The following is a 26110-nucleotide window of genomic DNA, read 5'->3' as shown; positions in this document are numbered from 1 at the left end:
GCGGGTCGGAACCGCTCAGCCGAGCAGGTGCCGCAACAGGCCGGCCGACACGACGCCGACGATGACGGTCGGCAGGATCGACAGGCGCGTCGCCGCGATCAGCGTAATGGCCAGCGCAAGCAGGTCGGCCGGGCGCGTCGACACGAACGCCGGCGCGATCACCGAGATCAGCACGCAGCCCGGCACGTTCTCCATCACCGACGCCATCCGCGGGCTCAGCGTGCGGTTGCGGAGCAGCACGTAGCCGAGGATGCGCGACAGATACGTCGTCGACGCCATCAGCACGATCGTCGCGACCGTGCTGAAATCCGGGAAATCAGGCATCGCGCGGCTCCCACAGCAGCGCGGCGATCAGCCCTGCGCAGGCGCCGGCCGCGACGTACCACGCGCCGGGCACGGCCAGGTGCGTGGCCGCTGCGACGACGAGGCTCACGAACCACGGGCGGCTCGCGCGCATCCCTTTCCACATCCCGCGCAGCAGCACCAGGAACACGGCCGTGAACGCCATGTCGAAGCCGTATTGCTCGACGTTGCCGATCGTCGGGCCGACCGCCGCACCGAGCGTGGTCATCGAGATCCACGTCAGGTAGAGCCCCATGCAGATGCCCGCGTAATAGGGCACGCTGATGTGCGTGGCCGAGCGCGCCCGGGCGTCGGCGAGCGACATCGCCCAGCTTTCGTCGCACATGAAGAACAGCGCAAAGAACGCGCGGCGGCGCGGCAGGCGGCGGATATACGGCTCGAATGCGGCGCCCATCAGGATGTGGCGCGAATTCACGAGGAACGACATCGCGACGATCAGCGCGATGTGCGGCGGCGATGACCACAGATGGATCGCCGCGAATTCGGAGCCGCCGCCGAAGTTCATGCCGGTCATCATCGGCACTTCGAACAGGCTCAGCCCTTTCTGCGCGGCCTGCGCGCCCAGCACGAGCGCGAACGGCACGAAACCCAGCATGACGGGCAGCGCCGCGCGCAAACCACGACCCATCTCGGCGACATAGGCGGGCTTGTCGCGAAGCCCTGACGACGTTGAAACGCTACTGCTCATTACTCCTCCTTCGGGGGAGGAATTGTCTGCTTTTTTGACTCGAATCGGGTTGCGTTGTCGCCAGATTTTTCTGAGAATTTGGCATTGAACGCGTGATACGCGATTTTTTTGGAATTGAATGCCAATGAAACTTGATGCCATCGACCGCCGGATCCTGAGCGCGCTGCAGCGCGACGGCCGCATGCAGAACGTGGAGCTCGCGCACGAGGTCGGGCTGTCGCCGTCGCCGTGCCTGCGGCGCGTGCGACTCCTCGAGGAAGCCGGCGTGATCGAGAAATACGTGGCCGTGCTGAATCCCGCGAAAGTCGGCAAGGGGCTGACGATCTTCACGCGTGTGTGGCTGAAAGGGCAGGACGCGGAATCGGTGAACCGTTTCGCCGAAGCTGTCCAGCAGATGCCGGAAGTCGTCGAATGCCACCTGATGGCCGGCGATTGCGATTTCCTGCTGCGCGTCGTCGCGGCCGACATCGACGACTACCGGCGCTTCCAGATGGAATACCTCACGCGCATTCCGGGCGTGCTGAGCGTGAAGACCGACATTCCGATGCAGAAGGTCAAGCTCACGTCGGCGCTGCCGACCTAGCGCGACGCGGGGGCGCGGCTACGCGACGGACGGGTCGACGAGCGGTCACGGCTCGGTGACAATCGTCCGATAGACTGACGAATCACGCCGCTTCGAACCGGTCGCCGGTGTCGTCACGCGACGTTCGATGCGCAAGCAACTAACGGTCAATGCCGCCGCGATCGGGCGGGCGGCGCTGCGCGCCGGGTCATGCACCGGCGCGGATGCGTTTCTTCTTGTCGGGCCATTCATGCAGCCAATCAACAATCCGTGGAACTCGCTGGAAATCGTCAAGCTCGTGCTGGGCGTGCTGACGCCGTTGTCGGTCGCGTGTCTCGGCTGGCTCGTCGCGCGCCGGCTGAAGCGGCTCGAACTCGTGCAGTGGACCAACCAGCGACTGATCGAGAAGCGGCTCGCGCTGTACGACGCGGTCGCGCCGCAGCTCAATGCGTTGCTGTGCTTCTACACGTGGATCGGCTACTGGAAGGACATCTCGCCGGACGACGTGATCCGCGCGAAGCGCGACCTCGACCGCACGTTCCACATCTACCGTTACCTGTTCGACGACGACGTGTACGACGCGTATCACACGTACATCCACGCGCTGTTCGACGTGCATACGGGCCCGGGCCGCGATGCGCGGATCCGCTCGCTGATCCAGGCGCCCGACGGCGATCGCAGCGTGCACGGCTCGTATGAGTGGAAACCGGCGTGGTCCGATCGTTTCGCGATCGCGAATGTCGTGCCGAAGGACGACGTGCTGCGGCACTACACGCAGTTGATGGAGCAGCTGCGCGTGGCGCTGGGCGCGACGCGCTGAGGGCCTCGGCACCTGCGCACCGCTTCACGCCGGTATCGAAATCCGCCACTGGGCGGCGCGAATACCCGCCCTCGCACATGAAGCGGATGCGCAGCCCGGCGGCTGCTGACATGCTCGCGCCATCTCCACTCGCGCGAGGTCCGTATGGTTGTCGATACCGGCTGCCAGCCGCTCATGATCCGCTCGCCCGAAGCGGGCCGGCGGCGTCTCTTCTGCGTTAATTCTCTCGATGCGCATCACATGCCGTTGCCGGTCGAGCCGGAGATCGGCGACATCGTGTTCATCCGCGTGACCGTGCGGCCGTTTCTCGAAGTGGCGAGCGCGACGCGCTCGTGGACGAATCACGTCGGGATCGTGGTCGGCGAGCGCGGCGGCGAGCCGCTGATCGCGGAGAGTACGTTTCCGCTCTCGCGCGTCACGACGATGTCGCGGTTTCTTGCGCGCTCCGATCGCGGCGCGTGCGTGATCGCACGGCTGAAGCAGCCGCTCGATGACGCGCAGCGGCGCCGGCTCGTGGAGGCTGCGATGCGCCGGATCGGCGTGGTCTACGACACGGGGTTCAATCTCGCGTCGCGCCGGCAGTTCTGCTCGCGGTTCGTGCGCGAAGTCGTGCGCGATGCGACGCGGATCGCGCTCGGCGACGTCGAGACCTTCGACATGCTGCTGCGCCGGAATCCCGATCATCCGCTCGGCTTCTGGAAGATCTGGTATTTCGGCCGGATTCCGTGGCGCCGCCGCACGGTGACGCCGGCGAGTTTGCTCGATAGCAGGGCGTTGCGGGTGGTGGTGGATACGCGCGAGCCGGCGACCGATCGCGGCGACTGAAGGCCGCGTGTGTCACCGGGCCGCGCGAGGTTTCATGCGTGACGCGCAGGTGATGCGTGTCCTCAGTTGCGCCCCGCCACCGCCAGCCGCGCTGCCAGCCCCACGAACACCGAGCCGAGCAGGTACTGCGGCAGCTTCGACGGGCGGCGGCGCGCGCCGATCCGCTGGCTCAACCTGCTCGCGGAAAGAATGACCGCGCCGTTCACGACGATGCCGATCAGGTTCAGCACCGTCGCGAGCACGAGAATCTGCACGGCGATCGAGCCGTGTTCGGGCCGCACGAACTGCGGAAACAGCGCGAGCACGAACAGCGCCATCTTCGGGTTCAGCAGGTTCGTCGTCAGCCCCTGGCGGAAGATCGTCGCGGTCGAGTGGCGACGCTGCGAGGCGACGGGCGACAGCGCGGTCGCATCCGAACGGAACGTCTTCCACGCGAGATACAGCAGATAGGCGGCACCGGCGAAGCGCACAGCGTCATACGCGAGCGGCACCGCGACGAAGAGCTGCGACAGGCCGAGCGCGGCCGCCAGCGCGTGACAGTAAGTGCCGGCCTGGATGCCCGCGAGTGTTGCGAAGCCGGCGCGCCGTCCCTGGCTCACGCTGCGGGACGCGATCAGCAGCATGTCGGGGCCAGGCGTGGCGGTCAGTGCGAGACACGCACCGGAGAACAGCGCGAGCGTGGAGAGGTCGATCATGGGGAGCCTTTTGTGGATGCAGCGCAAAAGGGATGCCAGTTTAAGAGGGGGCGTGAAGCAGGTCAATCGAACGAACGGACGACCATTTATTGGGCCGTCGAGGCCGATCGCCAACACGCGTGCGCTGCCTTTGGCACGCAGCGAGTGCCTGGTGCCGCGTCTACGGCATCCGCTGATGCAGCGTCTTGCGTGGGCGATCGCCGCCCCGCTCAAGGCTTGCGGCAGGCCACCTGATAATCGATCACGGTGTTCTCCGCTGGCTTGTCCGGCTCGCCGCCGGCCGTCGTTACGCCGAGCACGCCGGCCGTGCTCCGGTAGCGCAGCGCGCAATATCCCATGCCGGTGCCCGAACACGCTTCGGCTTCGATGATGCCGTGCCTGGCGAGCGTCGCCGCGCCGTCCGCCGGGTCCGGTTTCTCGCGCGGGCGCAGCGGTTGCCAGCCGTGCGCGATCAGGATCCGACGTGCCGTGTCGAGCGGCTTGCCGTACACGTTGGGCACGACGGCGCGGCCTTGGCAGTAAGTGCTTTCAGCCGCTACCCGGGTCAAGCGCAGGCCGCCGTTCTCTTCGCGCAGTTCGCCGACGGGTGGCGCGGGGCCGTCGCCGCCCCAGATCAGCAACGCGCCGCTTTCCAGCCGATCGGCCGTACCGAGTTGCCAGCCTGCCTTGCGCGCCGTGTAGCCGAGCGCGACGAGCGTCGTGCCGTCGAACACGCCGAGGTTGGCGTGACGCGCGAAACAGATCGCGCTCGTGCCGGCACCGAATCCGCTCGCGAACGTGACGACCGTGTAGCGGCCGAGCGGCGCCTCGGACGTCACGATCCAGTCGCGCTTCGCGACTTCGCGGCCGGCCGCGGTGGTGGTCTTCGCGCGATATTGCGTGCAGAACGGGTCGAGCGAGCCGTTCTCCGGCGAGTGCGGCAGCACGCCGAGCGGCACCAGCGACGCACCGGCGAGATCGGAGGCCGTCCGCAGCGGATCGGCCGATGCCGTGCCGCCGAGCGCGGTACACGCAACGGCCGCGCTCGAAACGATCGACGCAAGACGGCGGGCAAACGGCAAGGCAACGAAACGGGACACGCTGGCGGTCTCCGGGGAAAGAGGGACGGGCGCGATGATCGCGGGTTTTCGGACGCGTGTCACGGCTGGGTGTCACGGTCGCGCGCACCGGCCGACGGCACGCAGTGTGCCTGCCGGGGAAGTCAGTGCGTCGATCCGTCCGGATGCAGCACTTTCTCGAAGAGCGCTTGCGCGCGTTCGGCCGACATCCCGTTGTGGAAGTCGATCGACAGCGGATGATCGGTCGTTTCGAGTTCGACGAACGGCCGCTGGCCATCCAGTTGCGGATGCATGCGCGATTTCAGGCCGTCGAGCGGCGGATAGCCGGGCAGGCGATTCGCGAGCCAGCTGAAGTACGGGCCGCTGGCGTTGCCGGCTTCCTGGTTCTCCAGGTAGTCGTCGAAACTGCGTTCGCTGAGCGAGACCCAGAGCCCCCACAGAAACGGTTCGTCAGCGCCGATGATGGGCACTTCGAGGCACGCGCGCACGAAGAAGTACTGGTGGTCGACGACGCACAGGTCTTCGTCCCACGTCGCCCGCGCCGCGCGTTCCGGTTCGGGAATGTCCAGCAGGTAGTCCGGGAACTGGAATCCGACGCTCGGCTCGCCCTCATGCCATTCGTCGCATTGCGCACATTGAAACCGGAACGTCGTCATGTGTGGCCTCGCTTGGGCGGTAGGGTCGAACGAGCGCGCGATCGCTGGATGCTACGTCGACGCAAGTCGCCGGGGCCGCCGCGGCGTATCGCGCGCCGCTTCGCGGTTGCATCGATGGTCGGCGCAAACGCAGGCCGCCCCGGCGCGTCTGCCGGTGGCGTGCCTGCATGTCACGGGCGATTCAGCCCTTCGCGACGACGTCGATCCGCAGTGCTTCGCCGCCGTCGACGATCGCCAGCAGGCGATCGACGTTCGGATGCACGCCCGGGCGGTTGCGTGCGTCGGCGGTATGTTCGGCGAACACCGCAAGGCCGTGCTCGGCGGCTTTCGCGTCGAGCGTGCCGAATGCCTGCTTCAGGTAGTGGTACACCGCGAGCGAGCCTTGCTTGCCCGGCTGGTTCTCGATGGTCGCGACCACGTCGCCGTTCGCGCCGACGAGGTCGATGCGTGCGACGCCGTCGATGGCCGGCAATTGCGCGAGGTTGTCCTTGAATACTGGGGTCGGTTGAATCACTGAAAACACTCCGTCGGTTCGGTCATGGGCCAATGAGCATGGCCGGCCGTATCTTATCCGATCGGCCTCTGCGCACCGGCCGGCACGCCCGCCTCACGCGAGCGCTCGATGTCGGGGCTGCGATACGCGCGCTCGGGAATCTCGGCGAGCCGCGATGCGTGCACCTGATGCGGCGTGAGCCCGTAGAACTTCTGGAAACTCATGATCAGCGGCGACCACTTGTCGGGATCGATGCGGTCCGCATGACCGTCCATCAGCAGGTCGGGATGCACGTGCACGCGCTGGATGCGCAGCTCGAACACGCGGATGCTGCCACGCACGTCGGGCGCTTCTTCACCGATCCCGTGCGTCGCCGCGACGACCGCTTCCAGGTGTACCGGGCATTCGAGCGCACGCGGCGGCGCGACGGTTTGCGAGGCCGCCTCGGTGAGCCCGGCCGTGCCGAACTTGTCGGGTTCGTACACGTAGCCCCTTGTGAGCTTCCTTGCGGGTACCGGATACGTGCCGGTCGTGCGCGCGATCCGGTCGACCGCGTGCGCCTGCGCCGACGACGGCAGGTTCAGCACGCATTCGCCGGTACGCAGCAGGTTGCGGGTGGTCTGCGAACCGGCGCCGATGCCGATCACGCCGCGCCAGCCGAGCCAGAACGCGGACGAGATCGGTGCGAGATTGGCGGTGCCGTCCTCGTTCAGCGTGCTGACCAGCACGACGGGCGTGCCGAAATAGAGGATGTTCGGTTCGGTGACGCGATGCGGAGCGTTCATGTCGGCGCCTTCGTTGAGGGATCAGTCCGCATGCTGATCCTGTCGCGGCGGCGCGGCGCTCCGAATCTTGTCGTGTCATTCCGGAAGGGACGCGAAGGCCGCGTGTGCACCGGCCCGAACCCGCCGGCATCGCGCGCGCTTTTCCGCTACAGTGGGAGATTGCAGGCCGCGTCCGCCGCACCGCACGGGCGCGCGCGGTCCTGTTCCGCCAACGCACACGAGGGCCTGATGGATACCGAGCAACGCTACACCGCCAACGCGCCGACGCGCGCGGAAGTCGACGCACTGGGCGGCGCAACCGTCATCGAATTCGGCGCGAACTGGTGCGGGATCTGCGCGGGCGCGCAGCCGGCGATCGTGGCGTCTTTCTCCGCGCATCCCGCCGTGCGCCACCTGAAGATCGAGGATGGCCCGGGCCGCCCGCTCGGCCGCTCGTTCGGCGTGAAGCTGTGGCCGACGCTGGTGTTCCTGCGCGACGGTGTCGAAGTCGCGCGCGTCGTGCGCCCGGCCGACGCAAAGCAGATCGAAGCCGACGGCTTCGCCGCGCTGGCCTGAGGTCACGGCGATGCAACAGGCGATCACGCACATCGGCATCGACACGCACGGCAGCGGCCTCGTTGAGTTCACGTCGCAGGTGCGCGCGTTCGTCGACCAGCAGGCCATCGGTACGGGCCTGCTCACCGTGTTCTGCCGCCATACGTCGGCGTCGCTGCTGATCCAGGAGAATGCGGATCCGTCGGTGCAGCGCGATCTCGAGCGCTACTTCGCGACGCTCGCGCCCGAGGACGCCACGCGCTACGAGCACGACACCGAAGGCAGTGACGACATGCCGGCGCACCTGCGCACGGCGCTCACACAGGTGCAGCTGTCGATCCCGGTCGAACACGGGCGCATGGTGCTCGGCACGTGGCAGGGGATTTACCTGTTCGAGCATCGCCGCGCGCCGCACCGGCGCGATATCGTGCTGCATCTGATCGGCGAGTAAGCGGGCGCACGCGGCGCATCGCCGGGCACCGGCTCAGGCGAGCAGCTTCTCGACGAGCGCGCCGAGTTCGCGCAGGTGGACGGGCTTCGGCAGGAATGCGTCGAATACCTGCTTGTTCTCGCGCAACGCGGCCGATTCATACGCACTGACGCCGAGGATGGCCGGATGCCGGCCGTCGTCATCGGGTACCGCGACCGCACGCATGCGCCGCGCGACCTCGAAGCCGCTCAAGTCCGGCAGCTCGAGATCGAGCACGACGATGTCGTAGCGGCCTGCACCGAAGCACGCGACGCCTTCCTGCCCGGTGCCGCACAGATCGGCGTCGATGCCGAGCGCCGACAGCATCGCGCCGAGCGTTTCGCGCGCGTTGTCGTCGTCGTCGACCACCAGCGCGCGCCGGTCGCGGTGCGCGGCCGCGTGCTGTAGCGCGGGCGCGTCGCCGGCCGCGTTGCCGGCGGTGTCGCTGCCGGGCACTTCGGCCGGCAGCGTCACGACGAACTCGCTGCCTTCGCCCACCGTGCTGCGCACGTCCACATGTCCGCGCAGCGTCGTCACGATTTCGCGCACGACGGCGAGCCCCATGCCGATCCCGTCCACATGCAGCCCGACCGCGTCGTTCGCGCGATAGAACGGCTCGAAGATCTTCGACAGGTGCTGCTTTGCGATGCCGGCGCCCGTGTCGCGCACGGCGATCTTCAACTGCTGGCCGGCCGGCGCGTCGGCGAGCGTGATCGACACGTCGATCGATCCGCCGACCGTGTACTTGACCGAGTTCTCGATCAGGTTCGACAGCACCTGACGCAGCAGCTTGCGATCGGAACGGATCGCGAGGTCGTGCGGCTCGACCTGCTGCACGATCGCGATCCGCTTGGCCGCGATCTTCTCGCGCAGCGGGTCGAGCACCTCGGCGAGCAGCGACGCGATGCCGACGGTTTCCCGTTCGGCGAGGCGCTTCGTCGAGCGCAGCTTGATGTAGTCGGTCAGGTCCTTGACGAGCGCTTCGAGCGACAACGCGGAATTCTGCAGCCGCCGGATCGTCTTCAGGTTCGCGTCCGACTGCGGGCGGGCGAGCAGGATCTCGATGGATCCGCAGATCGCCTGCAGCGGCGTGCGCAACTCATGGCTGACCATCCCGAGGAACGCGTTTTTCGCCTCGATCATTTCGAACGCGCGGTCGGATGCCTTGCGTTCGGCGTCGAGTGCCGCGTCCTGCCGTTCGAGCAGGTCGTCGCGCGTACGCATCGTATAGAACAGCAGCAGGAACAGCGCGCACAGGATCACGCCGAGCACGATGCCGAGGATCAGGATCGCGCGCTGCTTTTCCTTCAGCTGATGGAACGTGAAGTCGCGCTGCGCCATCTCGATCGCGCGGAAATAGTTCGCGAGGCCGTTGACCTTCGGCCAGTACGCATTGACTTCGTCGAGCACCTGCTGCGCGTGCTTCGGCGAGTCGCGCAGCAACGGCACATCGCGCTTCAGGCGCGTCATGAATTCGCCGAGCGTGTCGATCTCGTTGCGCGCGCGCGGGATCCGCAGCCAGTATTCGGACACTTCCGACGGCCGTTGCAGAAAGCCGAACGACACCGACAGGCTGTCGAGCTGCATCTGCACGTGATCGAAGTCGTCGTCCGCGCGCGTCGCGTAGAGGATCAGTTGCCGGTCGAACCGCGTATAGACGTTCCGGTATTGCGCGGCGGTCCAGAACACGCCTTCGCGCGGCCCTTCGAGCACGCCCTCGTTGACCGAGGTGGCGAGGAGGTCCCACAGCAGGAACGCCCACGCGGCGAATCCCGTGATCCACAGCGAGCCGAGGATCAGGATGATTTTTCTGTTCTTCCGCCGCCGGCGTTTCATTTCACCGTCAGGCCGATGATCTGCCACGCGAACTTGGCTTCGCCGAGCGGCGTCTTCAGTTCGTCGGGATACTGGTCGCGCGGGTACATGATCCACAGCGGGCCGTAGTTGTCGTTGCCGAGCACCTTGCCGTTCATCGTCCGCGCGAGGATCACGCCGTAGCGATCGGCGTCGGACACGGGAATCGTGAACGTGTACTCGTCGATGCAGCGGAACTCGATCTGCGTGCCGTGCGCGCCGACGGTCTTCAGGATGTCGGACAGGCGCGGGCCGGTGAAGGTCGCCTTCGGCGTCCAGCTGGTCGACGTGACGATCGTATGCTGCGGCAGCGCCATCAGCGCCTGCTCGGAAAACACGTACGCTGTCTTGCCCTGCTGGTTGTGCTTGTCGATCTTGCCGTCGACGGTGAACGTAAAGGACGAAGCGGCCCAGGTAGCGGCCGCCATGCCGAGCAGGCAGGCCGTCAGCAGGCTCTTGGTCCAGGTGGTCGAAATTCGCATGTCTTGCCCTCGGTCGTACGGGAGTGGTGTGTCGCTGTGGTCTCAGTTCGCGGCGGCCGCGGCCGGTAGCGTGATCTTCAGTTCGCGCGCCACTTCGGCGAACAGGATCGGCAGGCGCACCGGTTTCTCCTCGCAGCGCGCGTTGTAGTGCGACACGATGTGCGCGATCTCGTCCTCGCTGGCTTCGCCGGTCGAGATCTTGCCGGTCAGCAGGAAGATCGGCGCGCCGCTGTTCTCGCTCGAGCGGATGCCGCGCACGAGTTCGGCGGCCGTTTGGTCGCCCAGCATCCAGTCGAGGATGTAGCCGTCGAAATCCTCGACCTCCAGTGCCTTGCGGAACGTCGCACCGTCGAAGTACGGAATCGCGTTCACGCCTTTTTCGATGAAATATTCACACACCGTTTCGGCGACGTCCTGCGAATCGTCGACCACGGCGATCCGCGCCGCATACACGTTCGGCTGGGTCGAGCGCAGCTCGATGACGTCGACCGGATACGTGCGGCCCTCGCGCGCGTGCTGACGCTCGGTGATGAGCCATTCGCCCTGCCACTGCAGCGCGACGAAGTCCGTCTCGCTCTGGCTGCTGGCCTTGGTCGAGATCGCGGCGCGGCAGCGGAAGCGCCGCGACTCGATCACGAGCGTCGCGTCGATCATCTCGGCGGCGGCCGGCTGCGTGCCCTTGTCGTCGAGCAGGATCGCGGGCGGCACGCCGAAGTGCGTCGCGATGTCCTGCAACTGCGACAGGTTCCACGGGATCAGGCCTTTCATCTTGCGCGTGACGACCGAGAAGCTGAGGCCGAGCACATTCGCGATCGTCGTGTTGTGACTTCGCTGCGGAATGCCGTTCCGGTTCAGTAGGTCGCGCACCTTGTTGGCGGTGATGAGATCGACGTTGGCCTGCTCGCTGTTGGACATCTCGATGGGGTCTCCAGGGGGTTTTGGCGAGGGAGAGCATATCAAAACTGACGTGACACGCAAACTTTGAAAACGCGAATCACCTTGACATGCCTTTTTTCTTCATTATTATTGCTCACCACGTCACTATTGTTTGTCGCGTCATGTTTGGAGATCGAGGCCGGCAACAGTCGGACCAGCGAAAAGCGACAACAATGAAGCAGTGACTGAACGATTCGAAGCGAGAACCTGAGAGAGCCTAGGGGTGCGTGTCGGCGTTGGCGGATTGTATCCGCTGCGCCGCGCGCCACCGGGTGCGCGCTCGCGGGGGTGGGATAGCGCGAAGAATTGCGGCGCCAATAAAACATGAGGAAGGTAACAATGTACCGCCGTTTACTCGCACCGGGGCTGCTGTTGCTACTGGCCGCGTGCGCGCAGGATCCGTCCATCACCAGCAACACGGTGCGGATCTGCGACGACACAGGTTGTTCTGACCGTCCTAAAGATCAGGTGTCCTATCAAAAAAGGGACGATTCGGAAGACCGTGAAGATCCGCGCATCGCTGCGTTGAAGCAGACCGCGAAGACCCAGCCGAAGGCTGCCTACGACCTCGGCCTGCGTTATTTCCGCGGCGACGGCGTGCGCCAGGACAGCTACCAGGCACTCAAGTGGATGCGCGAGGCCGCCGAGCGCGGCGACCTGCAGGCGCAGAAGGCGCTCGGCAGTTTCTACCTGTTCGGCCTCGAGGAAATGGGCTCCGATGCGCGCGAAGCGGAGAAGTGGCTGTCGATCGCGGCCGGCCGCGGCGACAAGGAATCGAAGAAGCTGCTCGAGCTCGCCCGCCAGGCCAAGAAGGAAGACGAAGAAGACTGGAAATGGCGCACGGAATGGCGTGACCGCTATTACGGCTACTGGTACTCGGGCTATCCGTACTACGGCGTCTGGCAGCAGACGTACTGGTACTACTGACCGGGCCTGAAGCAACGGGGGCAGCCGCGGGGAGACCACCATCGCGCGCCAGCCGGGGGGCTTATCGAAGTTCGCACGAACACATAAGCCGAACAACGACTCTATCGATCGACAACGACATGAAGACCATCCTTTCCCATCGTCTCACTCAAGGTGCGCTGGTTGCAGCGCTGTGCGCGTCCGTGGCCGGCTGCGGCGGCATCGTCAACGCGGGCGGACAGAACGCCGGCGTGACCGGCGCGGCGGCAGGCGGCGCGAGCGCCGGCGCCGATTCGGGGCTGCAGCGCTGCGCGTCGCCGCTCGGCACGATCGCCGTCGACGACGGCCGCAACGCCGACTGGTGGGGCCCGTTCGGCAGCGCGACCAAGATGACGACGATCGACCCGCTGCTGCGCCTGGCGGTCCAGCAGTCGAACTGCTTCGTGATCACGTCGATCGGCAACCAGAAGAGCGACGCGCGCCTGTCGCGCATCACGCAGCTGCAGCGCAACTCGGGCGAGTACCGCACGGGCTCGAAGCAGCAGAAGGGCCAGCGGGTCGCGGCCGACTACTACATGGAGCCGCAGATCGTCATCAACGATTCGCCGGTCGGCGGCATCGGCAGCATGATCGGCGGGCTGATCGGCAACAGCGCGGTGGCGGCGGTGGCCGGCCATCTGCAGACGAAGGCGTCGGTCGTCACGCTGACGCTGTTCGACGTGCGCTCGGCCGTGCAGATCGCGGCGTCGGAAGGCAGCTCGACGGCGACCAACTACGGCGCGGCGCTGGGCGGCTTCGGCGGTGGCGTGGGCGGTGCGCTCAGCGGTTTCTCCGCGACGCCGGAAGGCAAGGCGACGGTCGTCGCGTTCATCGACGCGTACAACAAGATGGTCGTCGCGCTGCGCAGCTACAAGGCGCAGGACGTCAAGGGCGGCCTCGGCCGCGGCGGCCAGCTCCAGGTCAACTGACGCACCCGGGCCGGCGGTGCGCCGCCGGCCGATTCCTGATTCGTGTCTGTCTGTGCGCGCGGCGTGATCCGCGCGTACCGGCTTCGTTCGTCCTTTTTGCATTGAGGTGATCCCGATGAAAGCCGTTGCATTGATCGCATTGACCTGTCTGGCGCTGACCGCTTGCGGCGGCGACGATTCCTCACCCGCAGCGTCCGGCGGCGGATCGGGCACGAGCAACAACGGCGGCAGCGGCGGAACCGGCGGCACGGGTTCGGGCGGGACGGGAAGCGGCGGCAGTGGCGGTTCGGGGGGCTCTGGTGGTTCGGGTGGTTCGGGCAGCGGCACGATGACGTGGCGCTACGACGCGCAGCCTGTTGCGGTGGATCAGGCGAGCTTCCTGACGCTGGTCAACAGCGAAGGCGCGAAGGGCTACCGCTACCTGGGCGACTTCTACTACAACGTGGCCAACGGCGGGTCGCAGGCGATCTTCGTGAACGACGGCACCGCACAAACCTACACGTACCAGCTGCAGGCGACGCCGGCCGACATGACGGGCTTCGTCAATCAGGCCAACGCGCAAGGCGCGAGCGGCTACCGCTTCGAAGGTCCGCTCACGCTCGGCTATCTCTACCGCAAGGACGGCGGCTCGTCGGCCACCTACACGTACACGACGACGGGCCTGCCGGCCGACACGAACGCATTCCTCACGCAGGCGAACGGCCAGGGCCAGTCGGGCTACTGGTTCCTCGGCCCGATGGCCGTGGGGGCGGTGCAGGCGAACGTGTACATGAAGAACAACGCGTCGAACGCGACCTATACGTACGATGCGCTGGTGCCGACGGCGACCGTCAGCGACTTCATCGCGCAGGCCAACAGCGAGGGCGCGAAGGGCTACCGTGCGAAGGGCGAGATGCTGTTCGGCAGCACGATGTCGTGGGTCTACGTGAAGGACCAGACCCAGTCGCCGACCTTCACGTACCAGTCGGCCGCGATCCAGGGTTCCGGCGCGAGCTTCGTCCAGCAGTCGAATACGCTTGGCGCGCAGGGTTCCGCGTACCTGAGCGATCTCGCGCTCGGCTCGCCGACTCCCGTGCTGGCGTCGTTCTATTTCACGCCGAAGAACTGCACGGGCTTCCTGTGCACGACGCTGAATCCGCTTACGCAGAACTGAGCGAACGAGGCGGCGGGTGCCCCAGCGCTCGTCGCTTCGGCGCCCGATGCTTCAGGACGGCGCGCTCCGTTCGGCGCCGATACCGAACGCGTGCGCGAACGGCATCGCCGGTGTCCCCATTCCGTCCCGATTCCGTCGGCGTTCGATGACGTCGATTCGGATGGGGATTTCGTTCAAGTTCAAAAATGTAATTCATTCATATTGGACATGTACTAAACACGTCGCATCGGCCTGATTTTTGGCGGGCCGTTTGGCATGATCGGACCACTTCAATCGTCCACGGCCACATTCGTACGCGACGTCGGAGCCCGGCGAGAACGCGAGCCGGCAGCCGGCATCGTCGTCTCGCGACATGTCTTACAGTCCACTCCAGTCCCTCCGGCGTTACCAGAACATTTCGATGTTCGGCGGCGGAATCGTCGTCACGGCCCTGATCCTGACCGCCTGCGCGCTCGGGATGGGGTCGATCGTGTACGGCTACCTGGACGGCGAGCGGCACAATTTCCTCACGGGGCTCGTGCAGACGCTCAACGAGATCAAGGTCAGCGAGACGTCGTTCCGCAACGGCGTGACCAATGCGCAGCTGATCTGGCGCGAAACCGGCCCGGCGCCGGACCTCGTCGTCGATACGTTCTTCGCCAACGACGAGCAGGTCACGATCAAGCCCTATCCTTCCGTCGTGCTCGGCGTGCCGGGCCAGACGGCCGACCGCACCGAGATCGCGCGCTACCTGTCGCTGTCCGTGCTGCTGGCGCGCATCTGCGCGGCAAGCTCGATCAATCGCGGGAGCACGCTCGTCGGCTATCACTACAGCACGCGCACGGGCCTGCTGGGCCTCGTGCCGGGTTCGGGCCCGGGCGCGACCTCGCTGGCGACGCCGGAAGGGCGCGCGCGTGCGATGGACGCGTTGCGGATCGATTTCGGCGACACGAATCCGGCGGGCGCCGGCGCGAGCGGCAAGCCGCATGTGCGCTGGCTGCCGCCGTTCGTCGATCCCGTCTCGGGCGATGCGCGCATCCGGATCGCCGCCCGGGCCGAGGTCGACGGCGAGCCGTTCGCGGTCCTCGTGACCGAATATGCGCCGGAGCGATTGCTGTCGTGGCAGCTCGCGCATCCGGCGGACGGCGTGTTCCTCGTGACGACGGCGGACAACCGTCTGGTCACGGCGAGCCCCGACATCTCGAGCGACGCCACACTGATCGGCCGCCTGCTGAGCCTGAACATGCCGCGCGACCGGGCCGCGCTGGAGGAAGCGTCGTACCGCGACGGTTTCGTGCTCTTCCACGGCAAGCTCGATTCGACGGGCTGGACGCTCGTCTATGCGTTGCGGTGGACCGACGTCGCCGCGAGCATCGCGCTGCGCGCGGGCCTGTTGCTCGGCGCGTCGCTACTGACGATCGCGATCATGTGGGTGTTGCTCGTACGCCTCCATCGGCGCGTATTCGCGTCGATCTACGCACGTTCGCAGCGCGTGTTCGACAGCGAGGCGCTGTGCCGCAGCGTGATCGAGACGGCGCCGATCGGGCTCGGCCTGATCTCGCGCGTCGATGGCCATTTCATGCTCGTCAGTCCCGCGCTTGCCGAAATGATCGCGCGGCTCGGTAGCGACTATCGGACGCTGTCCGCCCAGGCGGTCGCCCGATACAACGCCTTTCTCGAGGGCGGCGCGTCCGGCGGCCCGCTGCAGGCCGATTTCGTGCTGCCCGATACCGGCGCCGATACGGCGCCGCTGCAGCTCGAGATGAACGTATGCGGCGCGCGCTATCAGGAAATCGACGTGCTGATCGTCGCGGTCGCCGACGTGACGGCCCGGCGGCAACTCGTGCAGAAGCTCGAGGAAGCCGTCTGCGCGGCCGATTCGGCGAATGCGGCCAAGTCGTCGTTCCTCGCGGCGATGACTCACGAAATCCGCACGCCGCTGAACGTGATCCTCGGCAATCTCGAACTGCTGGAGCGTTCGGCGCTCGATGGGTCCCAGCACGATCGCGTGCAGACGCTGAAAGCGGCCGCGTCCGGCCTGCTCGGGCTGGTCAGCGACATTCTCGACTTCTCGAAAATCGAAGCCGGCGCAATGTCGGTCGAGTCGATCGAATTCGACGTGATCGGCGTGATCGAGCGGGCGCTGACCGCGTTCGCACCGGTCGCGAAGGCGAAAGGGTTGCCGTTGTATTGCGTGTTTGACGCGAGCGGCGAGCAGCGCATGCGCGGCGACCCGACCCGGCTCGCGCAGGTGCTCGGCAACCTGCTGAGCAACGCGATCAAGTTCACCGCCGACGGGCACGTTACCGTGCGCGTGTCGGTCGCGTCGGCCGGGTGCGGCGACGCGGAATTGTCGATCGCGGTCGAGGATACCGGCGTCGGCATCGCGGGCGTCGATCGGCACAAGCTGTTCAAGGCGTTCTCGCAGGTCGATGCGACGATCACGCGCCGCTACGGCGGCACGGGGCTCGGACTCGCGCTCTGCGATCGGCTGGCCTCCGCGATGGGCGGCCGGATCGAGGTCGCGAGCGCGCCGGGCACCGGCAGTTGTTTCACGCTGACGGTGCCGCTCGGCATGCGTGTCGTGCCGCTCGCCCCGCATGCCATGCGCGGCTCGCAAGTGTCGCTGATCGTCGTCGCGCGGCCGGAATGGCAGCGCTTCGCATTGCCGCATCTGCGCGCATGGGGTTTCGATGTCGACGCGTTCGAGCGCCCGACGCGCATTCCGGCGGATCGGCACGCGCGGGCGGACGCGGTCGTGCTGTTCGGCGAATCCGATACCTGGTCTCGCGAGGAACTGGACAGCCTGTGCGGCGAGATACCGGTCATCCTTGCAATGCCGGACGGGCCGCTGCAACCGTATCGGGCCGGCAGGACGATACGCATCTCCAGCTATGCGCTGAGCGGATTCAGGATGGCGCTCATGGACGCGATCCCGGAGGCCGGTACGCGGGCCGCGCGGTTGCCGGCGCCGACGCGTGCCACGCCGCGTCGCGCATTGCGCGTGTTGCTGGCCGACGCCGATGCCGTCAACAGCACGCTGCTCCGGGAGCAACTCGACGTGCTGGGCTGCGAGACGCGTACGGCAGGCTCGGCCGAAGCAGCGCTCGACCTGCTGACGGCCCGCGAGTGGGATGTGCTGCTGCTGGATGCCGGCCTGCCCGGCATACCGGCGGGCGCGATGCGGGATCTCGGCATGGCTTGCGAGGTGGTGGTGGTGACGTCGCATGTCGGGCCCGACGACATGCGTCGGTACGCGGGCGCGGGAATCGGCTGCGTGCTGACCAAGCCCGTGACGCTCGCGCATCTGCGCGGTGCGCTGGCGGGCATCGCACGGCGGCGCGGTGTGTCGGCGATGGAGGGAAACATACAAGAACAGGATGTCGCGCACGTCACGCGTAGCGACACGGCGTGACGTGCGCAGATCGCAACAGGTTACGGGCCATCAGCCTCAAGGATGGTAGGCAGCGCGTCGCCTCGGCACGGGGCGGCGCGGTTTATTCAGGTGAGAAGAGGGGGAGACCGTGAGCTATACGGTGAAAGTCTTCGCACTGTTGCTCGATTTCGCCACGCTTCCCGAGAAATCCCGGAAGGATTTTCTCGCGAGGATGAACGAATTCCTGATCATGTCGCCGATGCAGAAGCGGCGCGCGATCAGCGAGTGGAGGCAGGCCACGGAAGAGCGTGGCGAATCGGGTGACAGATAGCGTGCAGCGACAGTAACGACGACGTGGTCGCCGCGAGACTCGCGCAGCGGCGGGGAAGCGGCCCTGTCCGATGGTGGCCTGGACCCTGTCAGGCTGCGGGACGTTCCGAGCCCGTTCGCGTTGGGCGTGCCGGGGGCGACGCAATGCCGCGCGCAGACGAAGCGGCGCGCGCATATGCCTGACGGCCAATACTTACGGCCTCGACGGCGTTTTATCTTAAAATTGAATCGCGCGTGCATCGGAAGGTGCACTGAGTCGACGCCAGCCGGCAGGATGGAACGAAGCCGGAGACGGCTCGTATCCTGCGGCGATCAATGGCGGCGCGGTCGAAAGCCTCGGGGAGAACAGGGACCATGAATGAATTTTTTGTGCGTGTGATGGTGGCCGACGACCACCCATCATCTGCGATCGGGATGTCGCAGGCGCTGGCTGACAGCAGCACGGTCCGGCTCGTCGGCTCCGTTTCCAATTCGACCGATCTCGTGGCGGCACTCGACGAAACGCCGAGCGACGTGCTCGTCGTCGACTACGTGATGCCCGGCGGGAAATTCGGCGACGGTCTCGTGCTGCTGTCGTTCCTCCAGCGCCGCTATCCCGCGCTACGCCTCGTGACGATCACGATGATCGACAACCCGAGCGTGCTGCATGCGATCCGCAAACAGGGTGTCGGCTGCATTCTGAGCAAATCGGATGCGATCTCGCATCTCGTCGGCGCTGTGCATGCGGCTTTCGTCGGCGCCAACTACCTGTCGCCGCATATCAAGCAATTGCTCGAGTCGACCGGCACGTCGCCGTCGGTCCGTCCGTTGACGACGCGCGAGATCGAAGTGGTGCGCCTGTTCAGCGCCGGCTATACGGTCGGCGAGATTGCGGTACAGCTCCATCGCAGCAAGCAGACGATCAGTTCGCAGAAGACGAGCGCGATGAAGAAGCTCGGCATCGTGCGTGACGCCGACCTGATCCGTTATGCCGACGAGGGCAAGCTGTCCGAGGTGTCGGCCGATACGCCGACGGAGGACGAGTAGCCCTGGTGCACCGCATGGCCGATGCGCATTGACGGCCGTGGCGCATCGGTACGCGGCGCGCGCCGTGCGAAAGCGCTGGCAGCACGCCCTTCAGCATCACGATAACGACCCATGCCCGCAAGAACGAAACGACTCGCTGCCCACGCGGCCTCGGTAGGCCGCAAACCGTTCGACCCGGGTCGGGTCCGGCGCGAGCAGCAGGTGCTGCTGTATGGCAGCGGTGCGGCGATCACGATCTTTATCATCGTGTGCACGGTGCTCGCGCTGCGGCTCGAGGTGCTCGATCATTTCGCGGAGCTGCGAGGCAGCTTCCTGCGTCGCGAAACACAACTCCAGGGCGAGCTGCAATCGACGAAAGTGCTGCTTGGCCAGTATGCGAACAATTCCCAGGGCCTGTGGAACGCCAGGGCACGCGTGTCCGGGGATCTGCTGGCAGAGTTCACCGGGCAACGCGGGCGTGTCGTGCGGGAGCGTCTGGGCGAGCTCGCCTTTGCCGGGTTTGCCGACCTCGCGCCCGATCGTCCGGCGAGCGACTACTCGCCGTATCTCGCGCTGATCTATCGTCAGCTCGATCCCATGGCCACGCAAGCGCCGGTCGACGGCGGTGGACTGTCCGGTTATCTGGTCAGCCAGAATGGCGGCTTTGTGGCCGTGTTCAACCCGCTGCTCGTCCGGCGGGCCCTGGCGTTACCCGAAGGATTCGATGTAGGGAAGCTGATTCGTGGCGTGTTGCCGGTGGACGCCGCCTCGTTGCCTGCGACGCCGGGCCTGGGCGATCCGGTCCGGATCGAGACACGGGTCGATCCGCTGCTCGGCCGCCCGGTCGTGCGGTTCGTGCGGCGCCTGTACGACACGGACGGGCGGCCGTTCGCGTGGATCGTCATCAACGGCCGCGCGAACATCGACCGGATCATGACGCCGCGCTCGGCCGACGAGCAGTATGCGCTGGTCGATGCGAACGGCACCGTGCTGATCGGCGAGCAGCGCAGCATGCCCCTGATCAGGCTGGCGCTCGCGCATGCCGATGAACCCGGTGTCGAGCATGCCGTGCGGCGCGTCGGTACGCGCTTCGTCATCAGCGATCGCCTGCCGGGAAGCGACCAGGTTCTGATGGCGACCTATTCGTGGCGCGATCTCGCGGCGGCCGTTGCGCCGCAAGCCGGCATCACGATCGGGGCGGCGTTGCTCGCCGTCGTGGCATTGTGGAGCGCCTGCGTCTTTTTCGACCGCCGTGCGTTGCGCCCGGCCAACCGTCGTGCAATCCGGCTGATCGAGAGCGAGGCGTTCAACCGGACGCTGATTCGTACCGCGCCGGCCGGATTGCTGCTGTTGTCGGTGGCGGACGGCGAGACGGTGGTGCGCAACGACGCCGTGCTGGCCTACGACAGCGGCGCAACCGGGTTGCCGCTCGGCAAGCGCATCTGGCAGGCCTACCGCGAGCGCAACGTGGGCACCGCCGAGCGGCGTGTCGTCATGCAGCAGGAACTGGCCGTCGAGGGTGTCGAGGGCGCCAACGGCGAGACGACCTATCTCGCGGCCCACGTTGTCCAGACCCGCTTCCGCGGCGCCGAGGTGCTGCTGTGCACGCTGACCGACGTCACCGCACGCAAGCTGACCGAGAACAAGCTGAGGGAAGCGCGGACGGCGGCGGAGCAGGCGAACAAGGCGAAGTCGACGTTTCTGGCGACGATGAGCCATGAAATCCGTACACCGCTCAACGCGATCGTCGGCAACCTCGAGCTGATGGGGCGGGCCCGGTTGCCCCCGATCGAGCAGCGGCGCCTGAAGACGGTCGTGTCGTCGTCGGATGCGTTGCTGCGCGTGATCAACGACGTGCTCGACCTGTCGAAGGCCGAGTCGAACCAGATGGCGCTGGAGCATATCCCGTTCGATCTGCGGCATCTGCTGCAGGACGTGGCGGCCGTGTTCCGGCCGCTGGCGGAGGCGAAGGGGCTGGCGCTGGGATGCGATGTCGCGGCGGAGCTGGCCGACGGGTACGTGGGCGATCCGACGCGACTGCGTCAGCTCGTGTCGAATCTCGTCAGCAATGCGATCAAGTTCACGGAGCGGGGCGGCGTCACGATCGAAGCCCGGCTCGCGCAAAGCGCGGGCGGGGTCGGCGGCGTCGAGATCGCCGTGCGCGATACGGGCGTCGGCATTCCCGACGAATCGTTGCCGACGCTGTTCGACGTCTACATGCAGGCCGATCCGTCGATCTACCGACGCTTCGGTGGCACGGGGCTCGGGCTGCCGCTGTGTCGCCGCATCGCGCGGCTGATGCAGGGCGAACTGATGGTCGAGAGCCGGATCGGCGAAGGCTCGAGGTTCGTGGCGTGGCTGCCGATGCCCGCGGCGATGGGCGGCTGGCGCGGCGAATCTCAAGGGTTGGATACGGGGGTCGACCATGGGCCGGGCCCGGCGGCGACCCGGCCGGATGGCGTGCCTGCGCTGCGCGTACTGGTCGCCGAGGATCACCCGGCGAGCCGCGCGCTGCTGGGGGATCAACTCGATGCGCTCGGCTACGACGCGACGATCGTCGAGAACGGCGTCCAGGCGATGCGCGCGTTTTTCGAAGCGCCGTTCGACGTGGTGTTGACCGATCTGAGCATGCCCGAGCTCGACGGCTTTGCGCTGGCGAATTTCCTGCGCGAGCAGGGCGCGGCCGTACCCGTGATTGCGATGACGGCACATGCGACCGACGACGATTACCGGCGCTGCGCACAGGTCGGGACGGCCGAAGTCGTCCTGAAGCCGCTGTCGATCGACGTGCTCGACGCGGTACTGCGGCGGCATGGCGGCGAGCGCACGGTGAAAGCGCGCGCGGCGGACGCCGTATCGAAAGCGGACGCGCGCAGGGCGGTGGTCGTGACGGACGAGATCCGGCGTACGCTGCGCGCGGCTACGCTGCATTCGCTCGATGCGATCGAGGCGGCGCTGTCGACCGGTGGACTCGATCCGATCCGGATCGAACTGCATTCGCTACGCGGCGGCTTCGCGCTGGTGGGCGACACGGTGGCGCGCGATGCCTGCGCGGAGATGGAGGCCGTGGCCGGGCAAGACCGGGCGCTCGATGCGCTCGGCGCACGCTGGCCGGATTTCCGGGACCGGATGAGACAGGCGCTCGACCGGCTGACCGCGGACAAGGGCTGACGGGTCGTCGTTCGATGTCGCGTCGGGCGGTCGCGCGCTGCCTGACGATTCCGGGTCAATGATCGACACTTGTCCGATTGGGCGATATTGGACAAGGCGGGGCAGAAACCGGTATACAGCGATTCGTGATCGATGCGACGAGCAGGCGTGGCGAGGCACGCATGTCGGGCAGACGGGTAGTACGCCGTTGCCCGACACTGTGCAATCGGATGGTCTTCCGATCGACGAAGGAGCCGCGGAAGCCGGCATGATTCAGTTGCGCATCATGCGACTTCCGCGGTCTTCATCGATCAGTTGATCGGCTTGCGGCCCGAACCGACGAGCGGCATCGACGGATCGCGCTGGGAAGCGGTGTTGCCGATCAGCGTGCCCGCGTTGAAGCCCACCAGTGCACCGTAGTTCTGGCCGGCGTTCGCCGCGACGACGATCCGGCTGGCGGTCGACGATTGGCCGATGTAGCCGAAGCTACTGCCGGCGAGCCCGCCGAGCGTCGCCGAGACGCCGCCCGAAACCGTGCCGCTCGACGACGCGCGCAGGATGGTGCCGTAGTGCTTGCCGGCGACGCCGCCCACGTGGCTGAAATCGCCGCCATGGACGTTGCCGGTGGCACTGGAGTCGGTGACGGTGCCGGCCAACTGGCCGACCAGCCCGCCAACCGCGCTGTCTGCGCCCGCTTCGACGTTACCGGCGGCCTTCGATTGCGCCACCTGTCCGACGTTCATCCCGATCAGTCCGCCCGCAGACGACGACCGGCCGGCCCGCACATTGCCCGTTGCGGAGGACGCGGCGATCGTGCCCGTGTTGTGGCCGACCAGCCCGCCGGCCTCGCCGTTGTTCCCGGCCGTCACGTCGCCCGATGCCTGCGATTGCCGGACCGTGCCGCGGTTGTCGCCCGCGAGGCCGCCCACGAGGCTGTTGTCGCCGGCCAGAACCGTGCCGGATGCACGCGACGCGTTGATGCTGCCGCCGTCGTTCGTACCCACGAGCCCGCCGGCCGAGCTGCGGTTGGCCGCGTGCACGTTGCCGGTTGCGCGCGACGCGTCGATCTTGCCCCGGTTGAAGCCGGCGAGCCCGCCGACGATGCTGTCGTCGTTCGCGCTGACGCTGCCTTCGGCCGATGCCGTATCGAGGTTGCCGCTGTTCCAGCCGACCAGACCGCCGGCCCACGAGCGGCGGCCGGCCGTCACGTTGCCGTGCGCCTGTGCCGCGCGGATCTGCGCCGTGTTGATGCCGACGAGGCCGCCGGCCTTGCTGTCGTCGCCTGCGTTGACGTTGCCCGTCGCGGTTGCCGTATCGAGCATGCCGTTGTTGTTCCCGACGAAGCCGCCGGCACTGCTCGAGCGGCCCGCCGAGACGTTGCCGTGCGCCTGCGACGCGCCGATCGTGCTGCTGTTCGAGCCGGCGAAGCCGCCGACCCGGGCGCGATCGCCCGCCACGACATCGCCGTCGGCGCTCGACGCTTCGATTTCGCCGAAGTTGTAACCGGCGAATCCGCCCGCGACGCCATCGTTGCCGATCGTGACCTTGCCGGCTGCCTGGGCGTTGCGAACGAGGCCGAAGTTGAGCGCGACGAGGCCGCCCGCGCCGGCGTTGTTGCGCGCCGTGACGGACGAACGGGACGACGAGTTGGAAATGACGCCGTTGCCTCCGTTGATGCCGACCAGGCCGCCCGCCATCCCTGAGTCACCCGTCGCGATTACGTTTCCGGCGCTGGACGAGGCGTCGATCAGGCCGTCGTTGTTGCCGACGAGACCGCCTGCCGTGCCGGTGCCGTCGATGGTGACGCGCACGTTCGCGTGGCCGTCGCGGATCGTCGCGACCTTGCCGTTCCGCTCGACGTTTTCGCCGACGAGGCCGCCCAGCGAAGCCGTATTGTTATCTCCATAGACCTGCCCGGACGCGCTGACGTGCTCGAGCGTGCCGCCGCGGTTCGCGCCGACGAGGCCGCCTGCGGCCGACAGGTTGTAGGCATGAACGGACACGTCGTGTGCGGCGACGTTCGTGATGGTGCCGGTGTTGTAGCCCGCCAGCGCACCGACGGTTCCACCCGTCCCGCCGGCCGTTGCCGTGATGTCGCGGAGCGCCAGATTGGCGATCTGCCCCGTGTTGGCGGCGAACAGGCCGACGTTCGCCGCGCCGTTGTAGATCGACAGCCGCCGGATCGTGTTGCCGAACCCGTCGAACACGCCGGAGAACGCGTTGTCGCCGCCGATGCTGCGGAATTTCGCGTTGGCGCCGTCGACCGCATTGCCGAGTACATAGCGGCCGTTCAGGTTCGTGTCGACGTTGCGCAGATCGTCGAGCGTGTGCAGCACCTTGTAGTCCTCGCCGTTCGAGCGATACGACGCGTTCTGGCCGGACAGCGTCACGACGGCCTTGTCGTTCGAGAGGGTGTGGCCGTCGCGCGCATTCAGCTCGAGATGCGCATCGCGGCCCGTGAGGTTCACCGCGTCGTCGATCCGGATCTGCTTCGCCGCGTTCACCAGCAGGCGTGCGCCGTTCCCGGACGCGGACACGTTCTGGCGCAGGTTCACGTCGCCCGTGGTCGACGTCAGCGTCAATGCGTGGTCGCTGTTCCACGCGACCGGGCCGCCGACCGTCAGGTCGTGCCGCGTGTTCGTCAGGGCGACGTTCGTCGTGCCGAGATTGCGCGACAGCGCATCGGCGCCGATCGACAGGTTCGAGGCGTTCGAGCTATTCGAGCTGCCGCCGTTGCCGATGCCCTCGTTGCCGGTGATGTTCGTATTGTTGTTGAAGCCCCGGGTGTTCGGTGCCGTGCCGCTTGCATCGACGCCCGCGTTGGCGGCCTCGATCGTCCACGTGCCCGCGCCGTTGCCTGCGCGCGTATCGACTTGCGCGTCGCCTGCGACGTTCACACGTTCGCCGCGCGTCGTGACCGAGCCGGCCGGCGCGCCGGATTCGGCCGCGCTCGCGTCAAGCTTGCCGCCGACCTGCACGGTGCCGCCGTCGAGGGTGATCTTGCCGCCGCGCGCGTTCAGGCCGCGCGCTTCGATCGTGCCGGTGTTGTTGACCACCGCGTCGAGCAGGTTGCCCGCTGCACGCGCGGTCATCAGCACCTGTCCGCCGTCGGCCTTCAGCAAGCCGCCGTTGCTGGCCTGCGCGTCGACCGCGCCGCCGTCGACCTGCACGTTGAGCAGGCCGTTGCCGTCGAAGTTGACCGTGAACGCATTGCCTGCGCCGAGCGCGACGCTGCCCATGTTGGCCTGGATCACGCCGTTGTTGGCCACGCGCGCGCCGAGCAGCGCGATGCTGCCGCCGTCGGCGGCGGTGAGCGTGCCGTGGTTGACCACGGCCTGCTTCGACGCGCCGGAGAAGCGGTAGTTGCCGGCGAGGAAGTCGGCGTCGGAGAGGTTCTGGGTCGACGCGACGAGGCCGCCGACGTTGACCTGGGCGCCGGCACCGAACATCACGCCGTTGGGGTTGACGAGGAAGACGCGGCCGTTGGCGCTGATCTGGCCGTCGATCTGGCTGCCGTTGCCGCCGATCACGCGGTTCAGCGCGAGGGACTTGTCGGTGGGCTGGTGGAACGCGACGCGCTCGCCGTTGGCGACGCTGAAGTCCTGCCAGTTGGTGATGAGCTTGTCGGTATGCTGGTTGATGTTCATCGTGCGACCGTCGTCGGTGCGCACGATGTCGGCCTTGCCGGAGGTGATCGCTTCGCCGGAAGGCAGCGCGAAGGCGGGCAGGGCGACGAGGCCGAGCAGCGACGCGGTGGCGGCGGCGAGACGCTTGCCGCTGCCGGGCTTGCCGCGACGTCGGGCGGTTTCCCCGACGGCAGCCCAGCATCGCTGGGTCGGGTTCCATACCAGTGCATAGGTCTTGTTCATCGCTTTGTTTTCCTTATGGTTGGGTGGGTGAAACGATGGGATGTCGTTCGAATAAAGGATCGAGGATCGAAACCGGTCGCCGCGACAGTGGCAGTCGCTCCCGGGATGTCGGATCGATTGGTGCGCAGGGGCGACGGCTGTTCGCCAACGCGCC

23 protein-coding genes are annotated in these 26110 nt (G+C 67.0%); 12 read left to right on the top strand and 11 right to left on the bottom strand.

Translation table 11 applies throughout. The annotated features are described in order from the left end of the window. Positions 1-15: 15 nt before the first annotated feature. A complete protein-coding gene (locus ACN8ZM_RS29500) occupies positions 16-324 on the bottom strand; it encodes an AzlD family protein (protein WP_011356491.1) in 309 nt (102 codons plus the stop codon). Beyond that, positions 317-1051, bottom strand: coding sequence for an AzlC family ABC transporter permease (locus tag ACN8ZM_RS29495; RefSeq protein WP_043178862.1), 735 nt, complete (start codon positions 1049-1051; stop codon positions 317-319). The genes ACN8ZM_RS29500 and ACN8ZM_RS29495 overlap by 8 nt, the downstream gene beginning before the upstream one ends. Positions 1052-1175: 124 nt before the next feature. Here ACN8ZM_RS29495 and ACN8ZM_RS29490 point away from each other — a divergent pair, with 124 nt between their 5' ends. From ACN8ZM_RS29490 to ACN8ZM_RS29480, 3 genes are all read left to right on the top strand, one after another. Then, complete coding sequence (locus tag ACN8ZM_RS29490; RefSeq protein WP_006486309.1) at positions 1176-1634, top strand: Lrp/AsnC family transcriptional regulator; 459 nt, start codon at positions 1176-1178, stop codon at positions 1632-1634. A 229-nt stretch (positions 1635-1863) separates the two neighbouring features. Next, a complete protein-coding gene (locus tag ACN8ZM_RS29485) occupies positions 1864-2433 on the top strand; it encodes a hypothetical protein (protein ID WP_043179265.1) in 570 nt (189 codons plus the stop codon). A 144-nt stretch (positions 2434-2577) separates the two neighbouring features. Next, entirely contained in the window at positions 2578-3258 is a 681-nt protein-coding gene (locus tag ACN8ZM_RS29480) for a YebB family permuted papain-like enzyme (protein ID WP_420211528.1), read from the top strand. A 62-nt stretch (positions 3259-3320) separates the two neighbouring features. Here ACN8ZM_RS29480 and ACN8ZM_RS29475 read toward each other — a convergent pair whose 3' ends face one another. From ACN8ZM_RS29475 to ACN8ZM_RS29455, 5 genes are all read right to left on the bottom strand, one after another. Next, on the bottom strand, positions 3321-3953 hold the full coding sequence (locus ACN8ZM_RS29475; RefSeq protein WP_043178857.1) for a LysE family translocator: 633 nt from the start codon (positions 3951-3953) through the stop codon (positions 3321-3323). A 209-nt stretch (positions 3954-4162) separates the two neighbouring features. Then, the gene (locus tag ACN8ZM_RS29470) at positions 4163-5032 is read right to left on the bottom strand and encodes a PASTA domain-containing protein (RefSeq protein WP_301768522.1); all 870 of its coding nucleotides are present in this window, start codon (positions 5030-5032) and stop codon (positions 4163-4165) included. Between the two features lie 122 nt (positions 5033-5154). Further along, positions 5155-5667: a DUF2199 domain-containing protein gene (locus ACN8ZM_RS29465; RefSeq protein WP_420211527.1), complete on the bottom strand. Its 513-nt coding sequence runs from the start codon at positions 5665-5667 to the stop codon at positions 5155-5157. A 181-nt stretch (positions 5668-5848) separates the two neighbouring features. Beyond that, positions 5849-6181, bottom strand: a complete 333-nt coding sequence (locus ACN8ZM_RS29460; RefSeq protein ID WP_420211526.1) for a DUF2322 family protein — start codon at positions 6179-6181, stop codon at positions 5849-5851. Between the two features lie 53 nt (positions 6182-6234). Next, the gene (locus tag ACN8ZM_RS29455) at positions 6235-6945 is read right to left on the bottom strand and encodes a flavin reductase family protein (protein ID WP_420211525.1); all 711 of its coding nucleotides are present in this window, start codon (positions 6943-6945) and stop codon (positions 6235-6237) included. A gap of 228 nt (positions 6946-7173) precedes the next feature. Between ACN8ZM_RS29455 and ACN8ZM_RS29450 the strand changes: the two genes are divergently transcribed. Together ACN8ZM_RS29450 and ACN8ZM_RS29445 are read left to right on the top strand one after the other, a co-directional pair. Continuing rightward, positions 7174-7500, top strand: coding sequence for a thioredoxin family protein (locus tag ACN8ZM_RS29450; protein WP_021160574.1), 327 nt, complete (start codon positions 7174-7176; stop codon positions 7498-7500). 10 nt (positions 7501-7510) lie between these two features. Then, complete coding sequence (locus ACN8ZM_RS29445) at positions 7511-7930, top strand: secondary thiamine-phosphate synthase enzyme YjbQ (RefSeq protein ID WP_043178851.1); 420 nt, start codon at positions 7511-7513, stop codon at positions 7928-7930. A 33-nt stretch (positions 7931-7963) separates the two neighbouring features. Here the strand turns inward: ACN8ZM_RS29445 and atsR are convergent, their stop codons facing one another. Genes atsR through ACN8ZM_RS29430 form a run of 3 tightly spaced genes read right to left on the bottom strand, consistent with a single transcriptional unit; the run spans position 7964 to position 11199 of the window. Next, entirely contained in the window at positions 7964-9784 is a 1821-nt protein-coding gene (atsR, locus tag ACN8ZM_RS29440; protein WP_420211524.1) for a hybrid sensor histidine kinase/response regulator AtsR, read from the bottom strand. Further along, positions 9781-10284: a molybdopterin-dependent oxidoreductase gene (locus ACN8ZM_RS29435; RefSeq protein WP_043178848.1), complete on the bottom strand. Its 504-nt coding sequence runs from the start codon at positions 10282-10284 to the stop codon at positions 9781-9783. The genes atsR and ACN8ZM_RS29435 overlap by 4 nt, the downstream gene beginning before the upstream one ends. Positions 10285-10326: 42 nt before the next feature. Beyond that, positions 10327-11199, bottom strand: a complete 873-nt coding sequence (locus tag ACN8ZM_RS29430; protein ID WP_043178847.1) for a response regulator — start codon at positions 11197-11199, stop codon at positions 10327-10329. A gap of 360 nt (positions 11200-11559) precedes the next feature. Here ACN8ZM_RS29430 and ACN8ZM_RS29425 point away from each other — a divergent pair, with 360 nt between their 5' ends. The 7 genes from ACN8ZM_RS29425 (at position 11560) to ACN8ZM_RS29395 (ending at position 22108) form a co-directional block, all read left to right on the top strand. Continuing rightward, positions 11560-12147, top strand: coding sequence for a tetratricopeptide repeat protein (locus ACN8ZM_RS29425; protein WP_043178844.1), 588 nt, complete (start codon positions 11560-11562; stop codon positions 12145-12147). A 119-nt stretch (positions 12148-12266) separates the two neighbouring features. Then, positions 12267-13094, top strand: coding sequence for a hypothetical protein (locus ACN8ZM_RS29420; protein ID WP_175022744.1), 828 nt, complete (start codon positions 12267-12269; stop codon positions 13092-13094). A gap of 115 nt (positions 13095-13209) precedes the next feature. Next, on the top strand, positions 13210-14247 hold the full coding sequence (locus ACN8ZM_RS29415; RefSeq protein WP_420211523.1) for a hypothetical protein: 1038 nt from the start codon (positions 13210-13212) through the stop codon (positions 14245-14247). A 352-nt stretch (positions 14248-14599) separates the two neighbouring features. Further along, on the top strand, positions 14600-17641 hold the full coding sequence (locus ACN8ZM_RS29410) for an ATP-binding protein (RefSeq protein ID WP_420211522.1): 3042 nt from the start codon (positions 14600-14602) through the stop codon (positions 17639-17641). 109 nt (positions 17642-17750) lie between these two features. Then, the gene (locus ACN8ZM_RS29405) at positions 17751-17933 is read left to right on the top strand and encodes a hypothetical protein (RefSeq protein ID WP_420211521.1); all 183 of its coding nucleotides are present in this window, start codon (positions 17751-17753) and stop codon (positions 17931-17933) included. Between the two features lie 353 nt (positions 17934-18286). Next, complete coding sequence (locus tag ACN8ZM_RS29400; protein ID WP_043178832.1) at positions 18287-18958, top strand: response regulator; 672 nt, start codon at positions 18287-18289, stop codon at positions 18956-18958. A 111-nt stretch (positions 18959-19069) separates the two neighbouring features. Next, entirely contained in the window at positions 19070-22108 is a 3039-nt protein-coding gene (locus ACN8ZM_RS29395) for an ATP-binding protein (RefSeq protein WP_420211520.1), read from the top strand. Between the two features lie 290 nt (positions 22109-22398). On the opposite strand, the gene ACN8ZM_RS29390 is transcribed toward ACN8ZM_RS29395, so the two are convergent. Next, positions 22399-25956: a GLUG motif-containing protein gene (locus ACN8ZM_RS29390; protein WP_420211519.1), complete on the bottom strand. Its 3558-nt coding sequence runs from the start codon at positions 25954-25956 to the stop codon at positions 22399-22401. Positions 25957-26110 lie beyond the last annotated feature (154 nt).

Source organism: Burkholderia aenigmatica (assembly GCF_048627025.1).
GTDB classification, from domain to species: Bacteria; Pseudomonadota; Gammaproteobacteria; order Burkholderiales; family Burkholderiaceae; genus Burkholderia; species Burkholderia aenigmatica.
This window is presented reverse-complemented; position numbering and strand designations above follow the sequence as displayed.

Coding starts and splice junctions, on each gene's coding strand:
- ACN8ZM_RS29500 (WP_011356491.1), bottom strand. CDS start 324: ATGCCTGATTTCCCGGATTTCAGCACGGTCGCGACGATCGTGCTGATG.
- ACN8ZM_RS29495 (WP_043178862.1), bottom strand. CDS start 1,051: ATGAGCAGTAGCGTTTCAACGTCGTCAGGGCTTCGCGACAAGCCCGCC.
- ACN8ZM_RS29490 (WP_006486309.1), top strand. CDS start 1,176: ATGAAACTTGATGCCATCGACCGCCGGATCCTGAGCGCGCTGCAGCGC.
- ACN8ZM_RS29485 (WP_043179265.1), top strand. CDS start 1,864: ATGCAGCCAATCAACAATCCGTGGAACTCGCTGGAAATCGTCAAGCTC.
- ACN8ZM_RS29480 (WP_420211528.1), top strand. CDS start 2,578: ATGGTTGTCGATACCGGCTGCCAGCCGCTCATGATCCGCTCGCCCGAA.
- ACN8ZM_RS29475 (WP_043178857.1), bottom strand. CDS start 3,953: ATGATCGACCTCTCCACGCTCGCGCTGTTCTCCGGTGCGTGTCTCGCA.
- ACN8ZM_RS29465 (WP_420211527.1), bottom strand. CDS start 5,667: ATGACGACGTTCCGGTTTCAATGTGCGCAATGCGACGAATGGCATGAG.
- ACN8ZM_RS29455 (WP_420211525.1), bottom strand. CDS start 6,945: ATGAACGCTCCGCATCGCGTCACCGAACCGAACATCCTCTATTTCGGC.
- ACN8ZM_RS29450 (WP_021160574.1), top strand. CDS start 7,174: ATGGATACCGAGCAACGCTACACCGCCAACGCGCCGACGCGCGCGGAA.
- ACN8ZM_RS29445 (WP_043178851.1), top strand. CDS start 7,511: ATGCAACAGGCGATCACGCACATCGGCATCGACACGCACGGCAGCGGC.
- atsR (WP_420211524.1), bottom strand. CDS start 9,784: ATGAAACGCCGGCGGCGGAAGAACAGAAAAATCATCCTGATCCTCGGC.
- ACN8ZM_RS29435 (WP_043178848.1), bottom strand. CDS start 10,284: ATGCGAATTTCGACCACCTGGACCAAGAGCCTGCTGACGGCCTGCCTG.
- ACN8ZM_RS29430 (WP_043178847.1), bottom strand. CDS start 11,199: ATGTCCAACAGCGAGCAGGCCAACGTCGATCTCATCACCGCCAACAAG.
- ACN8ZM_RS29425 (WP_043178844.1), top strand. CDS start 11,560: ATGTACCGCCGTTTACTCGCACCGGGGCTGCTGTTGCTACTGGCCGCG.
- ACN8ZM_RS29420 (WP_175022744.1), top strand. CDS start 12,267: ATGAAGACCATCCTTTCCCATCGTCTCACTCAAGGTGCGCTGGTTGCA.
- ACN8ZM_RS29415 (WP_420211523.1), top strand. CDS start 13,210: ATGAAAGCCGTTGCATTGATCGCATTGACCTGTCTGGCGCTGACCGCT.
- ACN8ZM_RS29410 (WP_420211522.1), top strand. CDS start 14,600: ATGTCTTACAGTCCACTCCAGTCCCTCCGGCGTTACCAGAACATTTCG.
- ACN8ZM_RS29400 (WP_043178832.1), top strand. CDS start 18,287: ATGAATGAATTTTTTGTGCGTGTGATGGTGGCCGACGACCACCCATCA.
- ACN8ZM_RS29395 (WP_420211520.1), top strand. CDS start 19,070: ATGCCCGCAAGAACGAAACGACTCGCTGCCCACGCGGCCTCGGTAGGC.
- ACN8ZM_RS29390 (WP_420211519.1), bottom strand. CDS start 25,956: ATGAACAAGACCTATGCACTGGTATGGAACCCGACCCAGCGATGCTGG.